This window comes from Leisingera sp. XS_AS12, from assembly GCF_041224635.1.
Taxonomy (GTDB): Bacteria; Pseudomonadota; Alphaproteobacteria; order Rhodobacterales; family Rhodobacteraceae; genus Leisingera.
This window is the reverse complement of the sequence record NZ_JBGFGM010000111.1, coordinates 25,240-44,312: the sequence shown is the minus strand read 5'-3', so window position 1 is coordinate 44,312 and position 19,073 is coordinate 25,240. Positions and strand designations below refer to the sequence as shown.

Annotated in this window: 17 protein-coding genes; 4 read left to right on the top strand and 13 right to left on the bottom strand. The window is 59.4% G+C overall.

What is annotated here, in order from left to right; all coding sequences use genetic code 11:
- Positions 1 to 33 precede the first annotated feature (33 nt).
- Positions 34 to 477: a hypothetical protein gene (locus tag AB9K35_RS16640; RefSeq protein WP_369927794.1), complete on the top strand. Its 444-nt coding sequence runs from the start codon at positions 34 to 36 to the stop codon at positions 475 to 477.
- Positions 478 to 525: 48 nt separating this feature from the next.
- Here the strand turns inward: AB9K35_RS16640 and AB9K35_RS16635 are convergent, their stop codons facing one another.
- From AB9K35_RS16635 to AB9K35_RS16590, 10 genes are all read right to left on the bottom strand, one after another.
- Positions 526 to 1,665, bottom strand: a complete 1,140-nt coding sequence (locus tag AB9K35_RS16635; RefSeq protein ID WP_369927791.1) for a helix-turn-helix transcriptional regulator — start codon at positions 1,663 to 1,665, stop codon at positions 526 to 528.
- A gap of 273 nt (positions 1,666 to 1,938) precedes the next feature.
- The gene (locus AB9K35_RS16630; protein ID WP_369927789.1) at positions 1,939 to 6,282 is read right to left on the bottom strand and encodes a calcium-binding protein; all 4,344 of its coding nucleotides are present in this window, start codon (positions 6,280 to 6,282) and stop codon (positions 1,939 to 1,941) included.
- A gap of 93 nt (positions 6,283 to 6,375) precedes the next feature.
- Positions 6,376 to 6,744 (bottom strand): hypothetical protein, encoded by a 369-nt coding sequence (locus tag AB9K35_RS16625; RefSeq protein WP_369927787.1) that lies wholly within the window; start codon positions 6,742 to 6,744, stop codon positions 6,376 to 6,378.
- A 158-nt stretch (positions 6,745 to 6,902) separates the two neighbouring features.
- A complete protein-coding gene (locus AB9K35_RS16620) occupies positions 6,903 to 7,544 on the bottom strand; it encodes a hypothetical protein (RefSeq protein WP_369927785.1) in 642 nt (213 codons plus the stop codon).
- Between the two features lie 532 nt (positions 7,545 to 8,076).
- The gene (locus AB9K35_RS16615) at positions 8,077 to 8,541 is read right to left on the bottom strand and encodes a hypothetical protein (protein ID WP_369927784.1); all 465 of its coding nucleotides are present in this window, start codon (positions 8,539 to 8,541) and stop codon (positions 8,077 to 8,079) included.
- Positions 8,538 to 9,710 carry a hypothetical protein gene (locus tag AB9K35_RS16610; RefSeq protein ID WP_369927782.1) on the bottom strand — a complete coding sequence of 391 codons (1,173 nt, stop codon included), beginning with the start codon at positions 9,708 to 9,710 and terminating at the stop codon, positions 8,538 to 8,540. The genes AB9K35_RS16615 and AB9K35_RS16610 overlap by 4 nt, the downstream gene beginning before the upstream one ends.
- Positions 9,707 to 10,282, bottom strand: coding sequence for a hypothetical protein (locus AB9K35_RS16605; RefSeq protein ID WP_369927780.1), 576 nt, complete (start codon positions 10,280 to 10,282; stop codon positions 9,707 to 9,709). Before AB9K35_RS16605 ends, AB9K35_RS16610 begins: the two co-directional genes overlap by 4 nt.
- 343 nt (positions 10,283 to 10,625) lie before the next feature.
- Complete coding sequence (locus AB9K35_RS16600) at positions 10,626 to 11,060, bottom strand: hypothetical protein (protein ID WP_369927778.1); 435 nt, start codon at positions 11,058 to 11,060, stop codon at positions 10,626 to 10,628.
- Complete coding sequence (locus AB9K35_RS16595; protein WP_369927776.1) at positions 11,060 to 11,383, bottom strand: hypothetical protein; 324 nt, start codon at positions 11,381 to 11,383, stop codon at positions 11,060 to 11,062. The genes AB9K35_RS16600 and AB9K35_RS16595 overlap by 1 nt, the downstream gene beginning before the upstream one ends.
- Before the next feature lie 74 nt (positions 11,384 to 11,457).
- Positions 11,458 to 11,709: a hypothetical protein gene (locus tag AB9K35_RS16590; protein ID WP_369927774.1), complete on the bottom strand. Its 252-nt coding sequence runs from the start codon at positions 11,707 to 11,709 to the stop codon at positions 11,458 to 11,460.
- Positions 11,710 to 11,872: 163 nt separating this feature from the next.
- Between AB9K35_RS16590 and AB9K35_RS16585 the strand changes: the two genes are divergently transcribed.
- The 3 genes from AB9K35_RS16585 (at position 11,873) to AB9K35_RS16575 (ending at position 14,552) form a co-directional block, all read left to right on the top strand.
- Positions 11,873 to 13,147, top strand: a complete 1,275-nt coding sequence (locus AB9K35_RS16585) for a type IV secretory system conjugative DNA transfer family protein (RefSeq protein ID WP_369927772.1) — start codon at positions 11,873 to 11,875, stop codon at positions 13,145 to 13,147.
- Entirely contained in the window at positions 13,144 to 13,719 is a 576-nt protein-coding gene (locus AB9K35_RS16580; protein ID WP_369927770.1) for a hypothetical protein, read from the top strand. Before AB9K35_RS16585 ends, AB9K35_RS16580 begins: the two co-directional genes overlap by 4 nt.
- A 230-nt stretch (positions 13,720 to 13,949) precedes the next feature.
- Complete coding sequence (locus AB9K35_RS16575; protein WP_369927769.1) at positions 13,950 to 14,552, top strand: hypothetical protein; 603 nt, start codon at positions 13,950 to 13,952, stop codon at positions 14,550 to 14,552.
- A gap of 100 nt (positions 14,553 to 14,652) precedes the next feature.
- Here AB9K35_RS16575 and AB9K35_RS16570 read toward each other — a convergent pair whose 3' ends face one another.
- Genes AB9K35_RS16570 through AB9K35_RS16560 form a run of 3 tightly spaced genes read right to left on the bottom strand, consistent with a single transcriptional unit; the run spans position 14,653 to position 18,646 of the window.
- Positions 14,653 to 15,030, bottom strand: a complete 378-nt coding sequence (locus tag AB9K35_RS16570) for a hypothetical protein (protein ID WP_369927767.1) — start codon at positions 15,028 to 15,030, stop codon at positions 14,653 to 14,655.
- Positions 15,031 to 15,054: 24 nt separating this feature from the next.
- Positions 15,055 to 18,033 carry a hypothetical protein gene (locus tag AB9K35_RS16565; RefSeq protein ID WP_369927766.1) on the bottom strand — a complete coding sequence of 993 codons (2,979 nt, stop codon included), beginning with the start codon at positions 18,031 to 18,033 and terminating at the stop codon, positions 15,055 to 15,057.
- Between the two features lie 25 nt (positions 18,034 to 18,058).
- Positions 18,059 to 18,646, bottom strand: a complete 588-nt coding sequence (locus AB9K35_RS16560) for an outer membrane lipoprotein carrier protein LolA (protein ID WP_369927764.1) — start codon at positions 18,644 to 18,646, stop codon at positions 18,059 to 18,061.
- Positions 18,647 to 19,073 lie beyond the last annotated feature (427 nt).

The following is a 19,073-nucleotide window of genomic DNA, read 5'->3' as shown; positions in this document are numbered from 1 at the left end:
CGGTTCGGGCCCATAGTGTCCCGGGACTTTACGATGCGGGAATTGGAGGCCGGGCTTGGCAGAGGGGCGATCCAAAAGTGGCTTCGAAGTTCGGAACATGTCGAGGTCTACGGGCGCGCCATCTACAGGATCTCGGCGGCCACCCAGGCCGGGGCGGATGCCTTGCTAGCCGAATTCGGGCGGGTGCAACCAAATGCGAGCTACAGCCTGCCGCGACTGATTCCAGAGCATCAAGGGCGCACGATCTACGTCGGAAGCTCGATGAAGATCGCGGACCGGCTCAGGGAGCACCTGCAGCGGGCCAGTAACGCGACCTATGCGCTGCACCTGCGCCGCTGGTGCTTGCCGGAGGACCATGTGCTGCGCGTTGAGCTGCAGGCCCCGGCCGACGACATTCCAAATACGGTCGTTCAGGATGCTGAGGACGCCCTATGGGATTTCTCCCAGCCACGACTAGGGCGCCGCGGCGCAAAGTAAAACGATGCGCTCAGGGAGCCCTTCAATGGCCGGGGGCTTTCGTTTTGGCTAGAGATTGATGGTTTTGAAAACCGTCAGCGCTAGTTCGACCTGGCGATGAACGCCGACTTTGCTCATTGCGGCTTTGATCTGGTTGCGCACGGTCACCAGGCTGACTGAGTGTGCCTCTGCAATTTCTCTTGCAGATGTGCCTTTCGCGATCCCTATGGCGGCGCGCGCCTCCGAGCGGGTCAGGCCGAAGCGCGATGCAAGTGACTGGATGGGGTCTTCGGATTTTCTAATCTGCTCAATCGTCAATACGTTGAAACCCGCTCCGCCGTTCCGGATGGCCGCAAGTGCTCCGGGCAAGGTATCGCAAGCTTGCAGGGGGGTGAGTTTGCAGCGGTAGGCAAATTCATCATCTTTACTTGCGGAGGCGGCAAAGCGTTTCACATCCCCTATCAGATTGCTCACCACGGCGGGGATGGCCGTTTGGTGCGCATGTTCATCCTCCGGGTTCGAAAAACGGAAGCGGCCAAGCTCATCGAGTTGCACGACGCGCCCCTCGCGCAAAAGGTTTGCGCCGACATCGTTGGAATAGATGAGGCGATGATGACCCTGTGTCACGAAGATTCCGACATTCTCGGCCGGTCGATTGGTTTCAGTAGTGAGCAGGAGACGCTGATCGCAGATCGTTTTTTGAATTTCCAGCACTCTGAGCACGTGAGGTTTGATGAGCCCCAAGAGTTTCGCAGTCTCTGGTTCCTTGACGTCAACATCGCGCCGTCGGATGCTGCTACCTATGACGAAGACCTGCTCGGCCGATCGATTGACCGTCAATGCGGCGCAGCCGATTAGATCACCTTGGGGTTTTAGCCAGTCGTTATAGAATTCGGATGCCTCCATCTCGGAGCGTTCAATCATCATAGATGATGTCTTGATGTCGCCGATACCAAGAGTGTTAACAGGCGTAGGGTTGGTCGACGCGTAATACGCCTCAAAGGCCTCAATCCATTCCGGGTCGAAGCCATCGTAGAGGATGCCATTTGCGGCGTTTCTAGCGCTGTCTTGGATTAGGAAAAAGGTCTTACACCCGTCTCCCAGCTTCCCAAATTTCGATAGGAATTCCCGCCAACCGGTCGTGCCGCTTAATGCTGCTTGATAGGTAAGACCTACCAGCTCGGTCACGTCTTTCTCATCGTATGTCATGGGGCAAACCTGTAGGAACTCGAAAACGACTGTAAACAGGTTGCAGGGGTTAACGTTAAAATAACGTAAGCGGTCGCTTGGGGTGCCAAAATGAAGAAGGCCGCCAGGCTGGAACAAGCCTGGCGGCACCCACTCTTCACCACCGCACTAAAACAATATGCGCCTTCAGGTTAACCTGGGAAGGTTGCGAAATCATGATCCATTTGGATCAGATCTCCCGGAATATTTCAGAAAGCGGGCGCCGGGGCAGCTTTTTGGGCCACCCCGTCGTGGTTAGCTGAAGATAAACCGGTCCTCATCGATCAGGTGGACACCGGACAAGAAGATCTCGCTGCCTGCATCGTCGAACCCGGAAATCGTAATCCCGTCGGTGCCACTGGAAACCCGGAGACCTTCATAGCCATCCGGGCTGCCGGAGAACTGCAGCAGGTCTTCCCGGATATCGAAGTCGTGAACCGTATCCGTGCCGGAGCCTTCCTGGAACATGAAGGTATCCGCCCCGGCGCCGCCGAACATTCTGTCATCGCCTGCGCCTCCATTGAGGGTGTCGTCGCCATCGCTGCCTTGCAGCATATCCCGGCCCGCGCCTCCTAGGAGGTGGTCATTGCCGGTACCGCCCACAAGGAAATCGTTGTAGGCCCCGCCGTCCAGGATGTCGTCCCCGGATCCGCCGAAGAGCTGATCCCAGCCAGCGCCGCCGGACATGCTGTCATTCCCGGACCCTCCAGCCAGCCAGTCGTGGCCGCCGCCGCCGTGCAGGGTGTCATGGCCGGTTCCGCCGGACAGCCGGTCGATCCCCGCACCACCCAGGAGCAAGTCTGCGCCCTTATCGCCGAACAGATGGTCAAAGCCATGGCCGCCGGCAATGGAGTCATCTCCGTCCCCGCCGCGCACCAGGTCATAACCGTCACCGGTATCGATCTGGTCATTCCCTGCGCCGCCCATGGCCGCGTCATGCCCGATGCCGCCGATGATACGGTCATCGCCATCCGTACCGGAGACCAGGCCACCATCATCGCCGCCGGTGATTGGCTCGACCGGTTCAACCGGATCAGGATCGACCGGGTCCGGATCAACCGGGTCGGGGTCCACCGGATCAGGATCGACTGGATCAGGATCGACCGGGTCAGGGTCGACCGGATCGGGGTCCACCGGATCGGGATCGACCGGGTCCGGATCGACCGGGTCCGGATCAACCGGATCAGGATCGACTGGATCAGGGTCAACCGGGTCAGGGTCCACCGGATCAGGATCGACCGGCCCCGATGGCAGGTCGGACAGGTTTGCATCGAGCCCTCTGAAGGTGACATCGATGTCCCCGCTCTCGTCCTCCCAGTCGATAGCATCGGCATAACCGGCATCAATGAAGTTCTGCAGCTCCTCTCGTGAGCTGATAACATATTCGGTTCCGAAGCCCCGGAAGGTGATGCGATCGCCTTCGTCGAAGTTCAGGTCGACAAACCGGAAGCTATCGCTTTCCGCGGTGCCGGTTCCGTCGATCACGAAGCTGTCGCCGCCCTCGGCGCCGTAGACCTCATCATCCCCGCCGCGCAGGGTCATGTGGTCATCGCCGCGGCTGCCGATCAGGAGATCGTCGTGGTCGCGTGCTTCGTAGGTCACCGGAGCGTCGCCCGGGCGCACCCAGTTCTCCCATTCGAACCTTTGGTCATCCTCGGCCGAAGCCTCGTCCGAATAGTCCTCGAAGGTCTCATGGTGCGTGATATCCGCCAGATCTTTGCCTTCGAAGAGATGGGTCTGTGTGCCGTCTTCGCCTTCATAGGTCACCAGGACGCCAGCATCGGTTTGCACCATCGAAATCAGCCCAGAGCCAACGAGGTGAATCCGCTCGGCGTGCGCGGTTGCTGCCGCCAGCTGCTCCTGCATTTCTGCCAGCATGCTGATCTCGACCATGATGGTGTTCGACCAAAGCTCCCCGGCGTCTCGCATCACTTCAGTTTTCTCCAAAGCGGAATCGAAGGATGCGGGTACCTCATCTGCGACTAATTCCAGATCTCTGGTGACGCTCTCGAGAGAATAACCTTCTTCTCCAGGATCTTCTCCGACAATCACCTCGTAGATGTAGTTTACAACCCTCTCGAAAATAGCGAAGTAGTCGAGGGCTACGGAGATAACCTCCATTGCAACCTTGAAGGCGAAAGCTGCCAGTGGATTGACGATACTGATGCCAGACATCCAAATGTCCGTGGCCGTAGAAAAAGCAATAGAAACGGCTTTTCCACCATTCTTGACCTCGTATTCCCGATCAGACATGAGGTCGATGTTGGCTTTATTTACAGCCATGCTGAAAATCGTGATGCCATCAGACATTTTGCCAAAGATGCTGAAGGCGAACTTTGCCCCCTTGGAGTTCAGAATGTTTGCCCAAGCCTGTTTGTTGTCTGCACCGATGGTGCCTTCTTTGAAATACGCATGGCCATTGTCATCGACGTGATCACCAAAGGTGGTCATTACCTTTTCAAAGTAAGCTTCCAGACTAGCTGTTCCCGCACCGACGGCACCGAGTGAAAACCCCAACCCATCCCAGTTGATCGGCAGAACTTCATCGTCGTCCTTGTATCGGTCCGTGTAGAGCTTGGATGTGGCCGTGACAGAATGGTTGCCGGACCGATCAACGGCGTAAGCGTCGAACGACAGAACGCTGCGGAAAGCCTGATCAGTCCAATAGAGGTTCGCGGCTTCCTCCAGTTTCTCCCCCGGGTTCAGCCAGACGCCGGGACTTGCAAAGCTGAAGTCCTTGAATTCATCATAGGTGAAGGTCCGGGAGCCTTCTGTGGCCCCATCGGCAATATTGAACTGCTCTTTCAGGGCCTCAATGCTGGCCAGGACGCCGCTGCGGTACTCTTCCAGTGAGATGCCCCAGGCCTTCTCAATTTCGTTGTCGATAAAGAGCTGTTCCATCTGACTGAGGTCGAGCTCTGCGATGGAGAGCGTGACATTCACAGTTTCAATATCACGATCGACATCGCGCATAAGAAACAGGCGCGACAGGTCCACTATGGCGCCGCCTTCAACGGCCAGACCGGTTCCCCAGATTTCAGTCGGCATGGAGTTGAAATCGACACGCGTCCCGCCACCTTCAATCCGGGAAACCGACACGCCATTGCCCTGGTAATCATCGAGGTGGACGATGATATCCGTGAGGCCATCTGCATTGTAGTCGATGCTCAGCCGGCCCTCGGCCAGCGCTTCGAGATCGATGTCCTTGTACTCGAAATCAACATCCAGGACTTCGATGGCATCCCAGCCAACGATATCCGTAACGTGATCGCCATCCAGCTCATCCGAGGTTCCCTGGAAGACATCGTCACCGCCGCCGCCGATCAGCAGATCCTCATGATAAGAGGCCCGGATCACCTCGTCTTCTTCCGTGCCCTCAAGGACCAGGTCGTTCTCCAGAGAGAGCGTCTCGCCGTCATGGAATTTGATCCCCTTCACGGCCGGGATGGTTGCACCGCCCTCATCGAAGTGCTCTTCGACCCGAAGCGAGATGTCCGGCCGATCCCGGAAATAGACCATCAGGTCGTCAGGACTGTCGGCATCCCGCATGAAGCGCAGGTCCGAGGCATCGAAGTCGATGATCGTGACATCCACCGAGGGGCGCGGAACAGGAGTTCCGCCCGGGTCCGGGTCCGGTTTCGGGCCAGGCCCGATCACCAGGTCGCCACCCAGGCCAGGGTCAACGATGTAAACCCGATTGGGTGGCGACATCGGCTCGTCGCCTCCACCAGGAGGGGTGATTACCCAGTCAAGGATACTGCCCCCGGACGGCCCGCCGCTGGTGTTGTTGAAGTTCTCGATGATCAGCCGGTCGCCGGTCTTGTTGCCATCCTCGTCCAGAAGATCGATGTGCAGCTCCGTCTTGCCGTTCACCTCGTAAAGGGTCATCAGCAGGTATTCGTCCGGGATGTCTGCAAGCATCTCGATGACGCCGCCGTCATCGATGATCCGGTCTTCCCCGGATCCCGGCGCCAGGACGTAGGTATCAAGACCTTCACCGCCCTCCAGGACGTCGTTGCCCTCGCCGCCTTCAAGCCGGTCATCCCCTTCGCCGCCGGAGAGCGTGTCATTGCCGGCGCCGCCGTCAAGACTGTCCGCGCCTTCACCGCCGTCCAGGACATCGGACCCGTTCCCCGCTGACACATCATCGTCGCCGCCGCCCGCGGAGATGGTGTCATCGCCTTCGCCGCCATAGACGTCCTCGCCGTCGTCAGTGCCTTCGGCAATGCCATCGTCGCCCGAATGGATGTCGGGCGCCCGGCCGGTGACCGTGATGCTGACCTCGCGTTGGGAATAGCGGACAAGATCTTGAATGGAATACACCAGTGTCAGCTCAAGAATCTCGCCAGGCGCGATATGTGCGAACTGACTTGGATCAATGGCCACGTTTCCCGTTTGATAATCGAACTCCCAAGTGTAGTCGCTAGGGGTCGTCTCTCCTGAAATAGACAATCTGAATGGATTGAGCCAAACTCCTTCAGGAAGCTCCCCATACGCATCCAGAAGCGAGAACACGCCATCGCCGGTCGTAAAAATTTCAGCCGCGACATTCGGATCAGGAACAGGGTCCGCATTGCTCAGGTCGACATCAATGGTCACATGGGCAAGAGACAAAAAGTCATCATTTCCGACTGAATAATCGAATTTAAGTCTGAAATTCAGAGAGCTCGTTTGCTCAAAGGTGCTGCCAAGCTACAGGTCGAATTCATGAACGAACCTGCCATCGACAGCGTCGCTCCAGAGCTCAAGCCTGGTCTGCGCATACGACGTTGGGAACTCGTCCATGTCTTCGGCCAAGTCGTGAGAGACATAGTCGTAGCTGTACGAATATGACGGGCTACCATGGTGGTAGTAGTGATCAGGTGTTTCGCCGTTGATGCTGACATTGCCAATCTCAATGCGGAAGGTGCCGCTCTCTTCCGGGAGATCATCATTTGCCAAGATATTGAAGTTCGGATCACGCCCATCTTCACCGATGAGGCTGATGAAATTACTCCAAGTGAAAATGGAGATGTCATCAATCACAAAATAATCATCGCGCGCCTCAATTTCCTGACCCATCCGAGTTCCCCATCGCAAATTGCAAGTTTCAATGATTTTCAATCAGAATTGCGAAAAAACTAAGCTGTGACTTGGCTTTGCGCAAGTGCCCCGAATGCAGCAGATGCGAAGAATTGATAGCATTCGGCACTGGCGCATCCGGCATCTGGCAGGCGCCATCATTCGAGCAGCGAGTCATCCTCCCCCCAGCTGCCCTCCCCATGGCGCACATCCCGGGCTATGGCCCGAAGCCGTGCGGCATCATCGGGGTAGGGGGCGAAATCCGGGCAGGCAGCGGCCTCGGTGTGCCTCTGGGCTTTCCCGCGCTCAAAGCAGTAAACCGGACCTGCATCATCCTCATTGTTCCGCATGATGTGCCTCCTGCAGAGCAGGCAGGACTTCACAGCGATCTTCTTGCGGTACCGGAAGAAGGCCGCAACTTCAGAGAGGTCCCGGGCATGCCTTCCCCCAGCGGACGGCCCGAAACTGTCGAGGCGACCCAGGACAGGGAAGGACGGCCAGCTGTAAAGCGTGCGGTACCAGCCGGTCTTCGAGATGAGCTTGCCAGCGCGCGTAACGGCGAAACGGGTTCCCTGAATTTGGCAGCCGCTTCCGCAGCCGCTGGTCTCCTGATCCGCAATGGCCTTAATGCCGTAGCTGCGAGCCGGCACAAAGCCTCCTGGCTGCTTGCAGTTCGGAGCGAGCCCCTTCATCAGCCGAAGGATGTCGCCATCGCCAAAGATATCCGCTTCAATGATACGCAGCCCAGAGGCGATCTTTTCCGGGCTGCACCGGTGGGAGACGGCAATCTCGATCAGCATCTGGCCTTGCTTCCCCTCCAGAAGCACATCGGCCACAAAGCCCTGAATGCCCGTCTCGAGCGAGGCGCTTTGGAACCAGCGTGTCAGGTCGTGCTCCTGCACCGCGGGTCCGAGCATGCATGGCCCGCCAGGCTTCCCGATCGAATTGCCGCAAATCTTCCGACCCTCCCGCCTGACAAGGTACGGCCTCCCTTCGGACAGGGCGCGGTCGAAGGCGGTCTTGAAGGCAACCTTGGCGGCCCCGTGCAGATATGTCTCCCGCGCGCAGATGCTGCCTGCGGCATGGCGAAAATGCGGCCGCATGACTGCGCCCATTGCCGTAATCATCGCGGCGCCGCAGCCCGGACAGGTATATGGGCCCTCCTGACCGCGGTTCGCCATGGTCAGATTTTCAGCATCTATCAGATAGCCAGCTGCGCTTATTGCAAAACGGTTTCTCATAACGATGAGCATGCTGACAGCTTCACGCGCACGGCACAACCACAGGGGTCATCATCAGGGGTCATAACTCGCGGATAAGAGGAGGGCCTATCTAACAGGTCATTCCGTAGATCGCGTCATCGGTACATGCCTCAGCGTCGAAAACCGCCCGAGCGGCCTTATCCCCGAAATGCGCCAAGATGTCGCTTTCAAAGCCGCCAATCTCCGCTTCGATATGCGTGTCGCCCCGCAACAAGGCGGCCGCCAGTCGGTGATTTCCATCGCTGACCGGCCACAGGCCGCGGGTGATGTCCGTGGCGTCGATCGATATCGTATCCGGACATCCGTTCATGGCCAGCCAGGCAACCCTGCCGGCATGACACCTGCCGTCTAAATACTGTTGGTCTGACAAGGGGCGGCTGAAGGCATTCGGGTCTGCTCTCCCGGAAATCAGGTCGCAATAAGCCTGCCTGATCAACTGTTCATCGACGCAGACCCGCAAATCCGGCCAGGGCGGATCACGGAGCGGATGCGCATGCCGGGCAATGTGCTGAACTGGCAGCAAAATCATGCTCAAAGGCCAGGACCCTCAGGGGTCGAGCGGTTGTCGGGTTCCGGATCCGCAAATACCTCTTCATAGCGCTCGCGCATGCGGACCAAGACATCAAGGGCCTTGATCCGGTGCTTGCAGTCGTGAACCTTTCCGGCCTGCACGATGCCGGAGCCCAGGAGGCGGTTCTTGTGATCCACCGCGTGATGGTAATCGCCGACCTTGACGATATCCCACTCCTCCCAAGGCGCCAGTTTCTTCCTGACCGCCTCGATGTTGTGCTTCCAGATCTTCTGCTGAAGGGACTCCGCCATTGCATGCGCGCCGATCGCCGCGATCGCGAAGCCGCGCGCCATATCGTTCAGGGCGAGCGGGCCGCGGAACCGCTTTTTGACCAGGGTCTCAGCGACGCGGATGGAGACGTCGATCCGGGCCCGGCCTGCCGTGAAGACCGTTTCGATGCGATGGTCCGGCCATTCACTCTCCAGCCACTTCCCGATCGAGCTGGCATCGGTCGACATACGCGCCGCCCGGTCGCTCTCATTGCGGCACTTCCAGAAAGTCTCTTCATCGTAATGCGGCAGCGGCCAGTCATGTTTTTCCAAGGCGGCCCAGATCATCTCATCGAGTTCAATGCTGCCCGTTTTCGCAGTCTCCAGTTTTTCAAGAAGCGTTTCGTAATTCATGCGGCCCATTGAGGTCTCCTTTTTCAGTTCAGCATGTGTGCGGTCCGTAAGCGGCGACACAGTGCCATCATGATCGATTGCGAGGGTCTGGCTGATCTCAACGGCTTCCGGGTCGAGAAGGATGCGCGTTGGAGCGCTGCCATCATGTTCCATGATCCAGATCTGCCCATAGCCTTTGGAGAGGTAGTCCCGGCGGATCCGGTCGTAATGGGCAATTACAGCATCAATGCCGTGATCCTCTACGATGCCTTGCGCAATGTCGTGCTGCTCGAGCAGCCACTTCAAGGGCAGCGGGGCGATTTCACCTTCGGGCGCGGCCAGCTCGTAAACATAGCCAACGACATCCTGGGCAGAACCCGAGCCATCTCGTGTGAAGGCGGAGGCAATTCCAATCTCAGGTGTGACCCAGACGCCAAGCGCGCCATTGCTCGCTCCGCTCAGGCGGCCCGCATTACGAAGCGAGAAACGGTCGAACAATTGGGTCGACCCATGATAGATCCGCTCGCTCATGGCGCCATTTCCGGCACGGCCGTATCTGCGGACAGGTTAAGGCGCCGGGCGCGGGCCATTGTCCAGGATTTCAGGGTCTTGAATTTCTTTTGGCAGGCAGCGGGCCCGCCTTCCTCCCAAGTCGCGCAGAACGCGGCTTTAGGCATCAGCAGACCGGCGGCGAACTCGATGGCCTCATAGCGTGCCTCCCGCGGAGGCGCGTGCGGATGGTCAGGGTGGCTGGGCGAGCGCATACCATACCCAGGTTCTCCATCAAGAATAGCCGGTGCGTGCAGGACGTAATGCCCTAGGCTCGCGGCAATGCGGGCACGATCATGTTTAAGGCTACCCAGCGGGGAGCTGTAAAGCGTAAAGTCGCCGCTTCCCAAGACTTCTATTGCGAGCTCCGAAGCGTTACCCGTCGCCACATCAGTCCGGCCGCCCATGTTCTTGATCAGGTTCTCGAACCAGTAATAGTCGTCGTAGTCCACATTCATCTTAGCGGCGACACCTTCTGCCAGCGCTTCAATGGCGTCGCGGCTCAGGCCGACCGGCTTGGGGGTCTTGAAGAGTATTGGTTTGAAGTCCGCCATAATCCGACTCCTTGCATTGCTGCGGGCGTTTCCTGCGGTACGAGCGTAGGGTAGAGCGCTGAAAATCGTTAAGACAACCTTCAAATAATCGCAAAAACTCTTTCAGCGGCGAGCGTCAACGGGGGAGCTGCTCTGTGCCCGAGGCGGCCTTCTGCAATCTGTAGAGACGTTCCAGGGGAAATGTGAAAAAGAAAACCGTGCTTAAAATTTGACAGCCTCCTGTTTGTGGATTAGATTCACCGGCAGAAACGGCAATGACCGACGGCCGCAGGGGCATCCTACCTACGAGAGGGGGTGCAATGTTTGCACCCCCTCATCGGTTCAGGGGCGGCCTGAATGGCCTTCATTCGTCGAGATCTTCCCCTTTGATCCATTTCGCTTCAAGGATGAGGTATTGCAGCAGATCAATTTGCTGAGGGCTCAACGGCGCGAGCGCGGCGGCATCGACCAATTCAATGAGCATGTTCATCCGGCCTGATGGCAGCCGCCCATTCTTGATGATGTGGTCGGCCTCAGTCAAAAGTCGATCCGATAGCGCCGTGTAATCAACCTTCGATTTTTCAAGGCGGCTCTCGACATCGCTCATCCAGCTGAACTGATCGACGCTAGGGGTGAACGCACCCTGTTGGCGGGCGATTTCCCTGATCAATGAGCGCACGAAGTCCCGGTCAGCAGGGCGCTCCAGGTCATCTTGGCGTTGGGCGAGAGATCCGAAGCGGCGATAGAATGCGTTGTGACGCTCGCGCTCCAATTCTTCTCCCAGGATGCTCTTGTTCATCAGCGGTCTCCTTTTCCACTTGTGCGATTGATGAATTCCAGATCACCGGTGGTGAGGTCATCACCGGTGAGAATGCTGCGTGCCCGCGCCCGCTCGGCGTCCGAACGCTGCTGATCGTCTGCCACCTGCATCAGGTGCTCGCGCTCGATGAAGGTGATGGCGCGGATATTGCGGCCGCCCTTGGGCGCGCGGGCCGCATATTCGGACATCTTTGATAGCCCAGCTTCGATATTGGCGGCTGCGGCGAGCTGATTTGGAGTTGGATTCCGGACGGACCGGAGGGATCTCAGTGTGGCGAGCATCGAGCTGCGACGGTCAGACATGAAGGTCTCCTTGAAATGAGTGCTTTGGCAATCTGTAGCGCCCGGTCCTAATGTGAACCGGGCAGGGCTCGGGATCAGGCCGCCTTCCGCTTGGAAGCCATTGCCGCCACTGCCGCCCAGATCATCGATACGGGCCACAGGACAAGCGCGGCCAGGCCGGCGGTCAGCGGCAGGGTGAGGATCGCGGTAATGATCAGGATGATCCCGCCCCATACGGATGCGTAAAGCAGTCCCAGGGGGCCAAACAGGAATGCGAGGACCAGGGCGGCCGGTACGCTCTTTTCCGGCTGGGCGGCGAGGAGGGTGGTGCTGGGCGCATCTTGCATATCGTTCTCCTTAGCAAGCAGTTGATACCCCCGTAGTCGGGCCAGCTCCGGCGCCATGACAGGTCAGGTCTGAAAAAAATCAAAAAAATTCACGGCGGCCGTCATGGGGCAGCCTCTTCCGCGACTTCTACAGCGAAACATGTCAGCAATAAGGAAGCCGCATATGAACCACGCAATCTCGCTCGGGTACACCGTGAACGATGAAGCAGCTCTCGGCTTTGGTGCGGCAGCGCGCCGGTCAACATCGAAGCTGATCGAAGACAGCAGTGATGCTGGACTGGTTACGATTGCGGGGACCGGTACTGGCAAGGGGGTCTCACAGGTCATCCCGACGGCGCTCACCTATCCTGGCTCCATGGTTATCGTGGACATCAAGGGCGAGATTGCTGCGGTCACGGCGCGCGCCCGGCGCGAAATGGGGCAGGAGGTTGTTATCCTGGATCCTTTTGGCGGCAGTAAGGATGCGCTCAATCCTATGGAGATGATCGATCCTGCATCTCTGGATGCCTACGATCAGTCCAAGCGTGTCTCACGCATGATGCATCACTCCCGCAACACGACGGACCCCTTCTGGGAAGACATGTCTGAAACTATCATCGCGGGTTCCATCCTGTTTCTTGCGACCCATATCCGGCGCCAGGACCGAGAGCTGGGCCTGCTTCATCGTATGTGGGGCGTTGCGGATCACCTCGAAGAGATGCTGGCGTGCATGCTGAGCTGCGATCTGCACGGCGGGGCCATGGCGGCGGCCGCGAGAGCCTACACGGATGCGCCCGACAAGACCGCATCCTCCATCCTCACAACTCTGCGCGGGCAGATCAGCTTCCTCGCTTCCGGGCAGGCCCGGCGCGGAACATCTGGCGGCTGGGGGATTTTGAAGAAGATCCGCGAGTGTCGGCCTATGACGATCTATCTGCGCATCCCGCCGCACCTCCTGTCCAGTCACGTCTCCCTGTTGCGTCTTTGGCTGGGCTCAATTCTGACGACCGTCGCGGAACGTAAATTCCGCCCGGAGGTGCCCGACCTGTTTCTGGTCGATGAGGCGGCCACGCTTGGCTATATGGATGAGCTGCTGACGGCCGCCTCGCTCTTGCGCGGCTATGGGCTGCGGACCTGGACCTTCTGGCAGAGCATCGGCCAGATTGCAGACATCTACGGTGCCCGTTCATCTGAGATCATCGACAATGCGGGCTCGCTCATGATGTTCGGAGCAGCGAATGCGGCCGCGGCGGGCAGCCTGGCTGCGATGACCGGATACCAAGGAAAAATACTGGGTATGCCCAAGGATGAGCAGGTGCTCTGCCAGCAGGGGTGTGAGCCGGTCAGGGCGCGCAAGCTTAACTACCTGAAAGACCGGGCCTACCGGGGCTTGTTTGACGAAAACCCCTTCCATGCCTCGGGCCGGATCGCCGGGCGCGGCTTTGAGGTGGCGGCATGAGTAAGACCGTTCTTACCGCCCGTGGTCTTTCCATTCTTGCTGCCAAGCTGCGCGCCAGGCACGAGGAAGACGACAGTCAGACCGGGCAGGACCGGTTGGAGTTGGAAACCGGGCTGATCATCGATGAACTGGATGAGGCGCGCCGCCGACTGATTGCGCAGAAACTACTCACGCCGATCGGAGGAGGCGATGAGGGCTACGAGGAGTTCACCATAGAGGACTGGCTGGAAGTCTGCAGGCAGTCCTGGCAAATCCGTATGGCCCACAAAGATGGATCGGACTGTCCAATCGAGCATTTCCGAGACAAGGCCCGGCAGCTGCGCCACAGTACAAGCTACGTTGCTGCCAAATGGGGCCTTGATGGAGCGCCGACCTGCGATGATTGGGAAGAGGAGAGCTTCGCTCAGCCTGACGATCAGCTGGAAGAGGATGGTGATTTGCTGGAGGACTGGGAGGACATCGATCTCCTCCAGGACACTGACCCCGAAATCATAATCGATTACGATGATGATCTCGATCCGGCGATCTCAACCACAACCGATGCCTGCGGCAACAGGCGGAAGATGTACTGAGGCAAGGCCCGCGGCTGGGCCTTGGTTCATCTTGCGCGTGAGCTGAAAATGGTGCGTCAGTAACCGCTTTTGCGCTGGATCTAACATCCCAACGCGCGCAGCGCGCTCCGTAGCCTCTCGGGAACCTCTTTGGCGAGAGGTTCCCTCGAGCCTACTACGCGCGCAGAGAGGGGTCAAGACCTCTCCGCCCGGCAGGGCCTCTCACCCACCCCAAAAATCAGGAGAGGCCGATGCCGCAAGCGAAAGCTGCGCACGTTAAAGATGTGCAACTCGTTCAGTTCACCGAGACCCAAATCATCGAGAAAGACCGGCTTGACAAGGCCATCAGAGGTGCTATCAGGAAAGTAGCGCCCGCCGAAGCGACCGTTGACGAGCGCGCTGAAGTCGTGGCCACCACCTATCTGAAGCTTGCGAGATTTTTCGCTGCAGGTAAGCAACTGAAGGGCGAAATTGCCTCACTAGCCTATCAGGTGGCTTACAACACCGCGGTGGACCACTTCTTCCGGGCGCGGAAGGTGGAAGCAAGCCGCACCGATATCGACGAGGACTTGGTAGTGTCGGCCGCTGGGCTGACACAGCAAACGCTGAGTTCTGAGGGCGAGATGCTGCTCAAAGAGCAAGCAGTCATCAAGCAGCGCCATTTGGCGGCCGGGATCAAGGAGATCTCGCGCACCGATCGCGAAACGCTGATCGAGATGCTGGAGCGCGATAAGCCCATGCCGCGAACGACAGCGGTCGAAACCAGACTCGCCAATCTTGCGGCACAACGCGAGAAGCGGGCCAGAGACCGCCTGAGCCGGGCGGTGCGCCGCAATTTGGACCTGGAACGGTGAGGGGTGGGCCGGGCTTGCCCCGGCCTTGCAACCTCTCCCGGGAGCCGGACGGGAGAGATGGCTTGTCCGTCTTCCCATTCGCCTCCGGCAGTCTATGGGTTCACTTTCCGAACATGATCCATGTCGGGCGCACGGCGCAGAATGAATGGTAGCCGTGGCCATCGACCTGCCCCCACCCGTCATTCCAAAGCAGCCAGCCTTCCTTGTTGTCGCCATCGTGGTCTGGCTGCGCCGGGTAGGTCTGCGCCTGCAGCCAGTCGAAGGCGATCTCGGCGCACCGGTCCGCTTCCAGCGGAACCGGAAAGGCGGTCATGCCCGGTGCGCTGCTGTATTTCATGAAGACCAGCCAGCCGCGCTCCTTGTCGATCTTGTAGCCATGAGCCGGGAAGCCGGACGCCAGCTTCATCGCGTGACGCATCCGTTCCAGGCTGATCCCGTTTACACGCAAAACAGGATTGTCTCCGAGGTTGTCATACATGGTCTATCTCCTGATTGCGGGGATTTAGAAGCCCGAGGCTTCCAGGAACGCTTCGGCCGCCGGCGCGATGAAGCGGCGCGCTCTTGGGGTGGCCTCTGTCAGCCGCTCCCCCAGCTCCTTTGACACGCCGGACCGGATATCATGCCAGGTCAGCAATTCCTCGAAAGTGGTCAGCTCGAGGCTTTTCCGGTCACCTGATTTCCAGCCTGTGATTTCCACAGAACGAGGGCGAAGGACCGGGTGCGGCCGCTCGGTGGCATCGCCGGTCATATGGGCGCTCAGGGGCATGGTATCGGTTACGGGGACCGCTGACAGGGTGAAGAGGGTCTTGGCCTTCCTGGCTTTCGTGAGCAGATCCTCATACTTGGCAGCCCCGTTGACGAAGACGCTATGCGCGTAGCGCTCCAGATGGGCTTCGCCATGGCTTCGAACCGCAGCCGCGCAGGGATCCGCATTCGCAACGATCACAAAGCCCGCGAAATCATTGGCATGCCCGAATGATGCCGTGGGGGCCATGGCGGCGCCCAGTACCACCTGCGGCCGCAGAATGACGGCGGGATCGTACTGGCGCTTGGGCTCCAGGGAGATCTCAGCGCTCTGATGGAAGATCCGCTCCAAGTCATAGCTGCCGGGCCGGGACCAGGTCTTGAAGAATTTCTCGATCAGCCAGTCCTGCTCGCCATCCAGTAATTTTTCAACCGTCATCCAGTCCTTGGGCGCACGCAGGCCGGGCGCCGAGTGCTCCCAGATTTCCTCGATGCGGTCCGGCTTGCGGTTGTCCTGCACGATCACCTGGCCCAGCGGGAGGGACATCGAATAGGAGGTCAGCTGTTCCTTGCGCGCCACGGCCTTCCCCGACTTGCCGCAGTTCACCTGCCGCAGCAGCGGCACTGGCAGACCGGAGTCCAGGATGCGTTCATCCTGGCAGATCGCACGCCATGTCCCCAGATGGTCAAGGGTGATTACCTCGCTCTCCGGCATACCCTTCGGCGGCCCGGCGCGCAGGCGCTCGACCATCCGCGCGGTTTTCAGAGCGGCAGCTTCGGTGATCGCCGGGCTGCGCATCGCTTGCAGCTGAGCGCGGGCCGCCAGCATCGCAAGACCGCGATCCGCCTCCTTCACCAGCCGGGTTTCGATCGCCGCATCCGCCAGCGCACGCTGCGCGGCCTCCAGTGCCTCCACGATGGGGAGGGCGGCCTGGAAGAGCCCCAGCCACTTCAAATAGCTTTCTCGGTTGACGCGCGAGGCGATGTAGTAGCGCAGATCAGCGACGGTTACCTCGTCCAGACACAGAACACCCTCTTCTGGAGATTGATTATCAGGTCCGCGGAGGAGCAAAGGTTTTTGCACATGTTCGGCGTCATCACTGTATGCCTTCAGACAGGGAATGCGGGCCATCAGGCTTGCCCCCGAGCGCTGCGCCTTCACCAGGGTGAAGTCTTCTACCGGCACATATTGCCTGTAGGGGTGGGGATTGGGATGAGCCAGCTTGAAGCAAGTCGGTGCGCTTTCGGTATTCATTGCGCGCATGCCCTGCACAAGCACCTGAGAGCCGGGTGCCATGCGGGCGTTGCGGGCGGCGATCCAGGACAGCACGTCCGGCCGGCCGTCATCGAGCACATCCTCCTCATCATGGACGAAGCGGAAGTATTCATTGTGGACGGTGGCCTCCAGCCAGTTGCTGCCTGCCGGAATGAAAGGCCCGAACACCTGTTCGCGCTCCTGAGCACCCCACAGGATCAGCAGGAAGCGGCGGTAGAACAGCGCGCGCTTGTCATGCTCGGAGCGCTTGTCCGAATACTCGATGTCATGCGGGGTGATTGAGCGCATCTTGTATGCGTGGCTGTTCCAGTCGTAGCCGTCGTTCTGGGTGAAGATCTCATCGATTTCCGCGCGCGACGGGAAGAGGCGCTCCGCCTTGGAGGTCTCCGCATCTGCGGTGATCATCAGGACCCGGCCGCCGTCGCGGATGAGGATCTGGATCAGCTGATCCGCTTCCTGCTTATTGATCTGGGCGAAAATTTCCTCCCAGGACTTCGGGAAGGGCATCTCGCGAGAATTTCGGCGAACCCGGGTGATGACCACGGAGCGGGGGTGCGGAAGCATGCGCTCCACCAGCGCCGGGTTCTGCTCCAAAAGGGAGCCCAGGTCGCTCATATTGTCCGCCGTGAAGCCGGTTTCGAGCATCGAGTGGGTGTGAATTTCTTCGTCCAGGTAGAGCATCCGCTGCATGAGGTGGAGCGGCTGATCCGCATCGGCCGACACGCCCTCCACGAGCACCTCAGTGGTGACACCCTCGCCCAGCCAGAGGCTCATCGAGTGGACCTTATCAAGCATGGAGGAGACCTGCGCGGTGCGCGCGGAAATCGCCGCCATGGAGGCCGCGGCGCGCTCGGTCTGATAGCCGGTCACCAGCTTCCAGCCGTCCTTCATTTCCGACTGGCGCGCCTCGATCCAGTTCTGCCGCAGACGCATGATGCTGATTTCCTGCTCCAGCCGCATCTGGGCCGCGGTCACATCGCCGCCCGGCAGCAGCACAGCCGGAACTGTTCCCGCGCCCGCCGCCGGGGCAGGGGATGCGGCCTGTTCATTGGTTTCGGTTTTCGCATCCTGAAGAAGCAGGTGATCTGCGGGGATGTTCGAGACGGCTTTACCCATTTCGGAGATCCGGTCCATCAGCAAAGCCATTTCCGCGGCGCGCAGCGCTTCCCCCTCTGGCTCATGCGCGAAAGCGGCCAGGAAGTCGGCGGCCAGGACCTTCACCCCATCCTGGCTACTCCAGCCAGGATGCGCATGCAGGACGATGGTATGCAGATCCCCATCAATGACGCGGACCTCCTCCACCAGAAGGACAAGCCCGTGATCCGGCATGCCAGCCCCGGCTTGCCAGGGGTTCTTCATGATGCTGTGCGCCGGGTCGGTGAGGCGCCACCAGCTGCCGGGCTGGATCTGCTGCTCACTGCGGTTCAGCCGAGCGGATTGAGTGGTGGGGGCGGGTAGCATGGCAGATCTCCGGTTCGGTATGCGGTCAGTGACGGCTGAAGAGCGAGTTTTTCAGGCTGACCCCGATGCGAGGGGCGGTCAGTCGGACCTTCACGACTTCCCCGGACTGGGGGTAGGAGGTCCAACCGGTGAGGAAGGCGTTTCCTTTCCGGTCGGCGAAGTGAAGATCAAGCTCTCCGGCTTCCGGATGTTTCGGGTCGTACACGCGCACATTGATCAGCCCACCCTTGGCGCGGGTGACGCGGCGCACTGAAGAGCTCTTGGTCAGATCGACAGCCGGGCGAAGGATTTGCCAGAGCGGAGTGCGCTTCAGGGGATAGACCTCGGGCGGGCGCGACCGGCGCATGCCATCGTAGATCTCAATCGATCCGGCTCCCACGATCAGCTTGGCATCCTGGTCCTCATAGTCGATGCGCATCTTGCCGGGGCGCTTCATGTAGAGCATGCCCTTGGAGGTGGTGCCATCATCGTTCACCTGAACGAATGGGGAGCTCAGGGTGCTCCAGCTGTTGAACCAGGCCGAAACATCCGCGATGCCGGCATCAGCCTGGGCGCCGCCAGCTGCCAGTACCAAGGGGAGTGCAAGGAGCGCGGCGCGCAGACGAGTGTACATGTGATACCCTTTCTTTTTCGCATTCAGATTAGCGTGCTTGGGGGAGGGGATGCAATATAGTTTTTCGCAAAACCGCGTTTCACACGACTCTCTGATTGGGCTGTCGGGCGGCTCCATGGGCTGATGGAGCCTTGCTCGATAAACTGTCAAAGTCTTCCCTGTCCCATATTATCGGACTGAGTAATATGCCCGATAGTTTTTCGATCCCCTTCGCCCGCCAGACGGGTTCTGAGGGCCGCAGGGCGCTGCTCAGTGATCGGGCTGCAATGAGAAGCCAGCACGCCAACCCCGGCCATGTCAGAGGTGCGCGCGCGCCGCTGAGCGGCCCTGGGGATTTATCGAGCCTCTATGCAATTCACCCTCTGAGGTGAAATTTACGCAATACTTCAGCTGCAAACGCATGGAATAATAAGGATCTGTTCTGAAA

What these genes read in the sequence shown, in the direction of transcription:
- AB9K35_RS16640 (WP_369927794.1), top strand. Translation starts at nt 34, where the DNA reads ATGCGGGAATTGGAGGCCGGGCTTGGCAGAGGGGCGATCCAAAAGTGG.
- AB9K35_RS16635 (WP_369927791.1), bottom strand. Translation starts at nt 1,665, where the DNA reads ATGACATACGATGAGAAAGACGTGACCGAGCTGGTAGGTCTTACCTAT.
- AB9K35_RS16625 (WP_369927787.1), bottom strand. Translation starts at nt 6,744, where the DNA reads ATGGGTCAGGAAATTGAGGCGCGCGATGATTATTTTGTGATTGATGAC.
- AB9K35_RS16620 (WP_369927785.1), bottom strand. Translation starts at nt 7,544, where the DNA reads ATGCTGATCGAGATTGCCGTCTCCCACCGGTGCAGCCCGGAAAAGATC.
- AB9K35_RS16610 (WP_369927782.1), bottom strand. Translation starts at nt 9,710, where the DNA reads ATGAGCGAGCGGATCTATCATGGGTCGACCCAATTGTTCGACCGTTTC.
- AB9K35_RS16605 (WP_369927780.1), bottom strand. Translation starts at nt 10,282, where the DNA reads ATGGCGGACTTCAAACCAATACTCTTCAAGACCCCCAAGCCGGTCGGC.
- AB9K35_RS16600 (WP_369927778.1), bottom strand. Translation starts at nt 11,060, where the DNA reads ATGAACAAGAGCATCCTGGGAGAAGAATTGGAGCGCGAGCGTCACAAC.
- AB9K35_RS16595 (WP_369927776.1), bottom strand. Translation starts at nt 11,383, where the DNA reads ATGTCTGACCGTCGCAGCTCGATGCTCGCCACACTGAGATCCCTCCGG.
- AB9K35_RS16590 (WP_369927774.1), bottom strand. Translation starts at nt 11,709, where the DNA reads ATGCAAGATGCGCCCAGCACCACCCTCCTCGCCGCCCAGCCGGAAAAG.
- AB9K35_RS16585 (WP_369927772.1), top strand. Translation starts at nt 11,873, where the DNA reads ATGAACCACGCAATCTCGCTCGGGTACACCGTGAACGATGAAGCAGCT.
- AB9K35_RS16580 (WP_369927770.1), top strand. Translation starts at nt 13,144, where the DNA reads ATGAGTAAGACCGTTCTTACCGCCCGTGGTCTTTCCATTCTTGCTGCC.
- AB9K35_RS16575 (WP_369927769.1), top strand. Translation starts at nt 13,950, where the DNA reads ATGCCGCAAGCGAAAGCTGCGCACGTTAAAGATGTGCAACTCGTTCAG.
- AB9K35_RS16570 (WP_369927767.1), bottom strand. Translation starts at nt 15,030, where the DNA reads ATGTATGACAACCTCGGAGACAATCCTGTTTTGCGTGTAAACGGGATC.
- AB9K35_RS16565 (WP_369927766.1), bottom strand. Translation starts at nt 18,033, where the DNA reads ATGCTACCCGCCCCCACCACTCAATCCGCTCGGCTGAACCGCAGTGAG.
- AB9K35_RS16560 (WP_369927764.1), bottom strand. Translation starts at nt 18,646, where the DNA reads ATGTACACTCGTCTGCGCGCCGCGCTCCTTGCACTCCCCTTGGTACTG.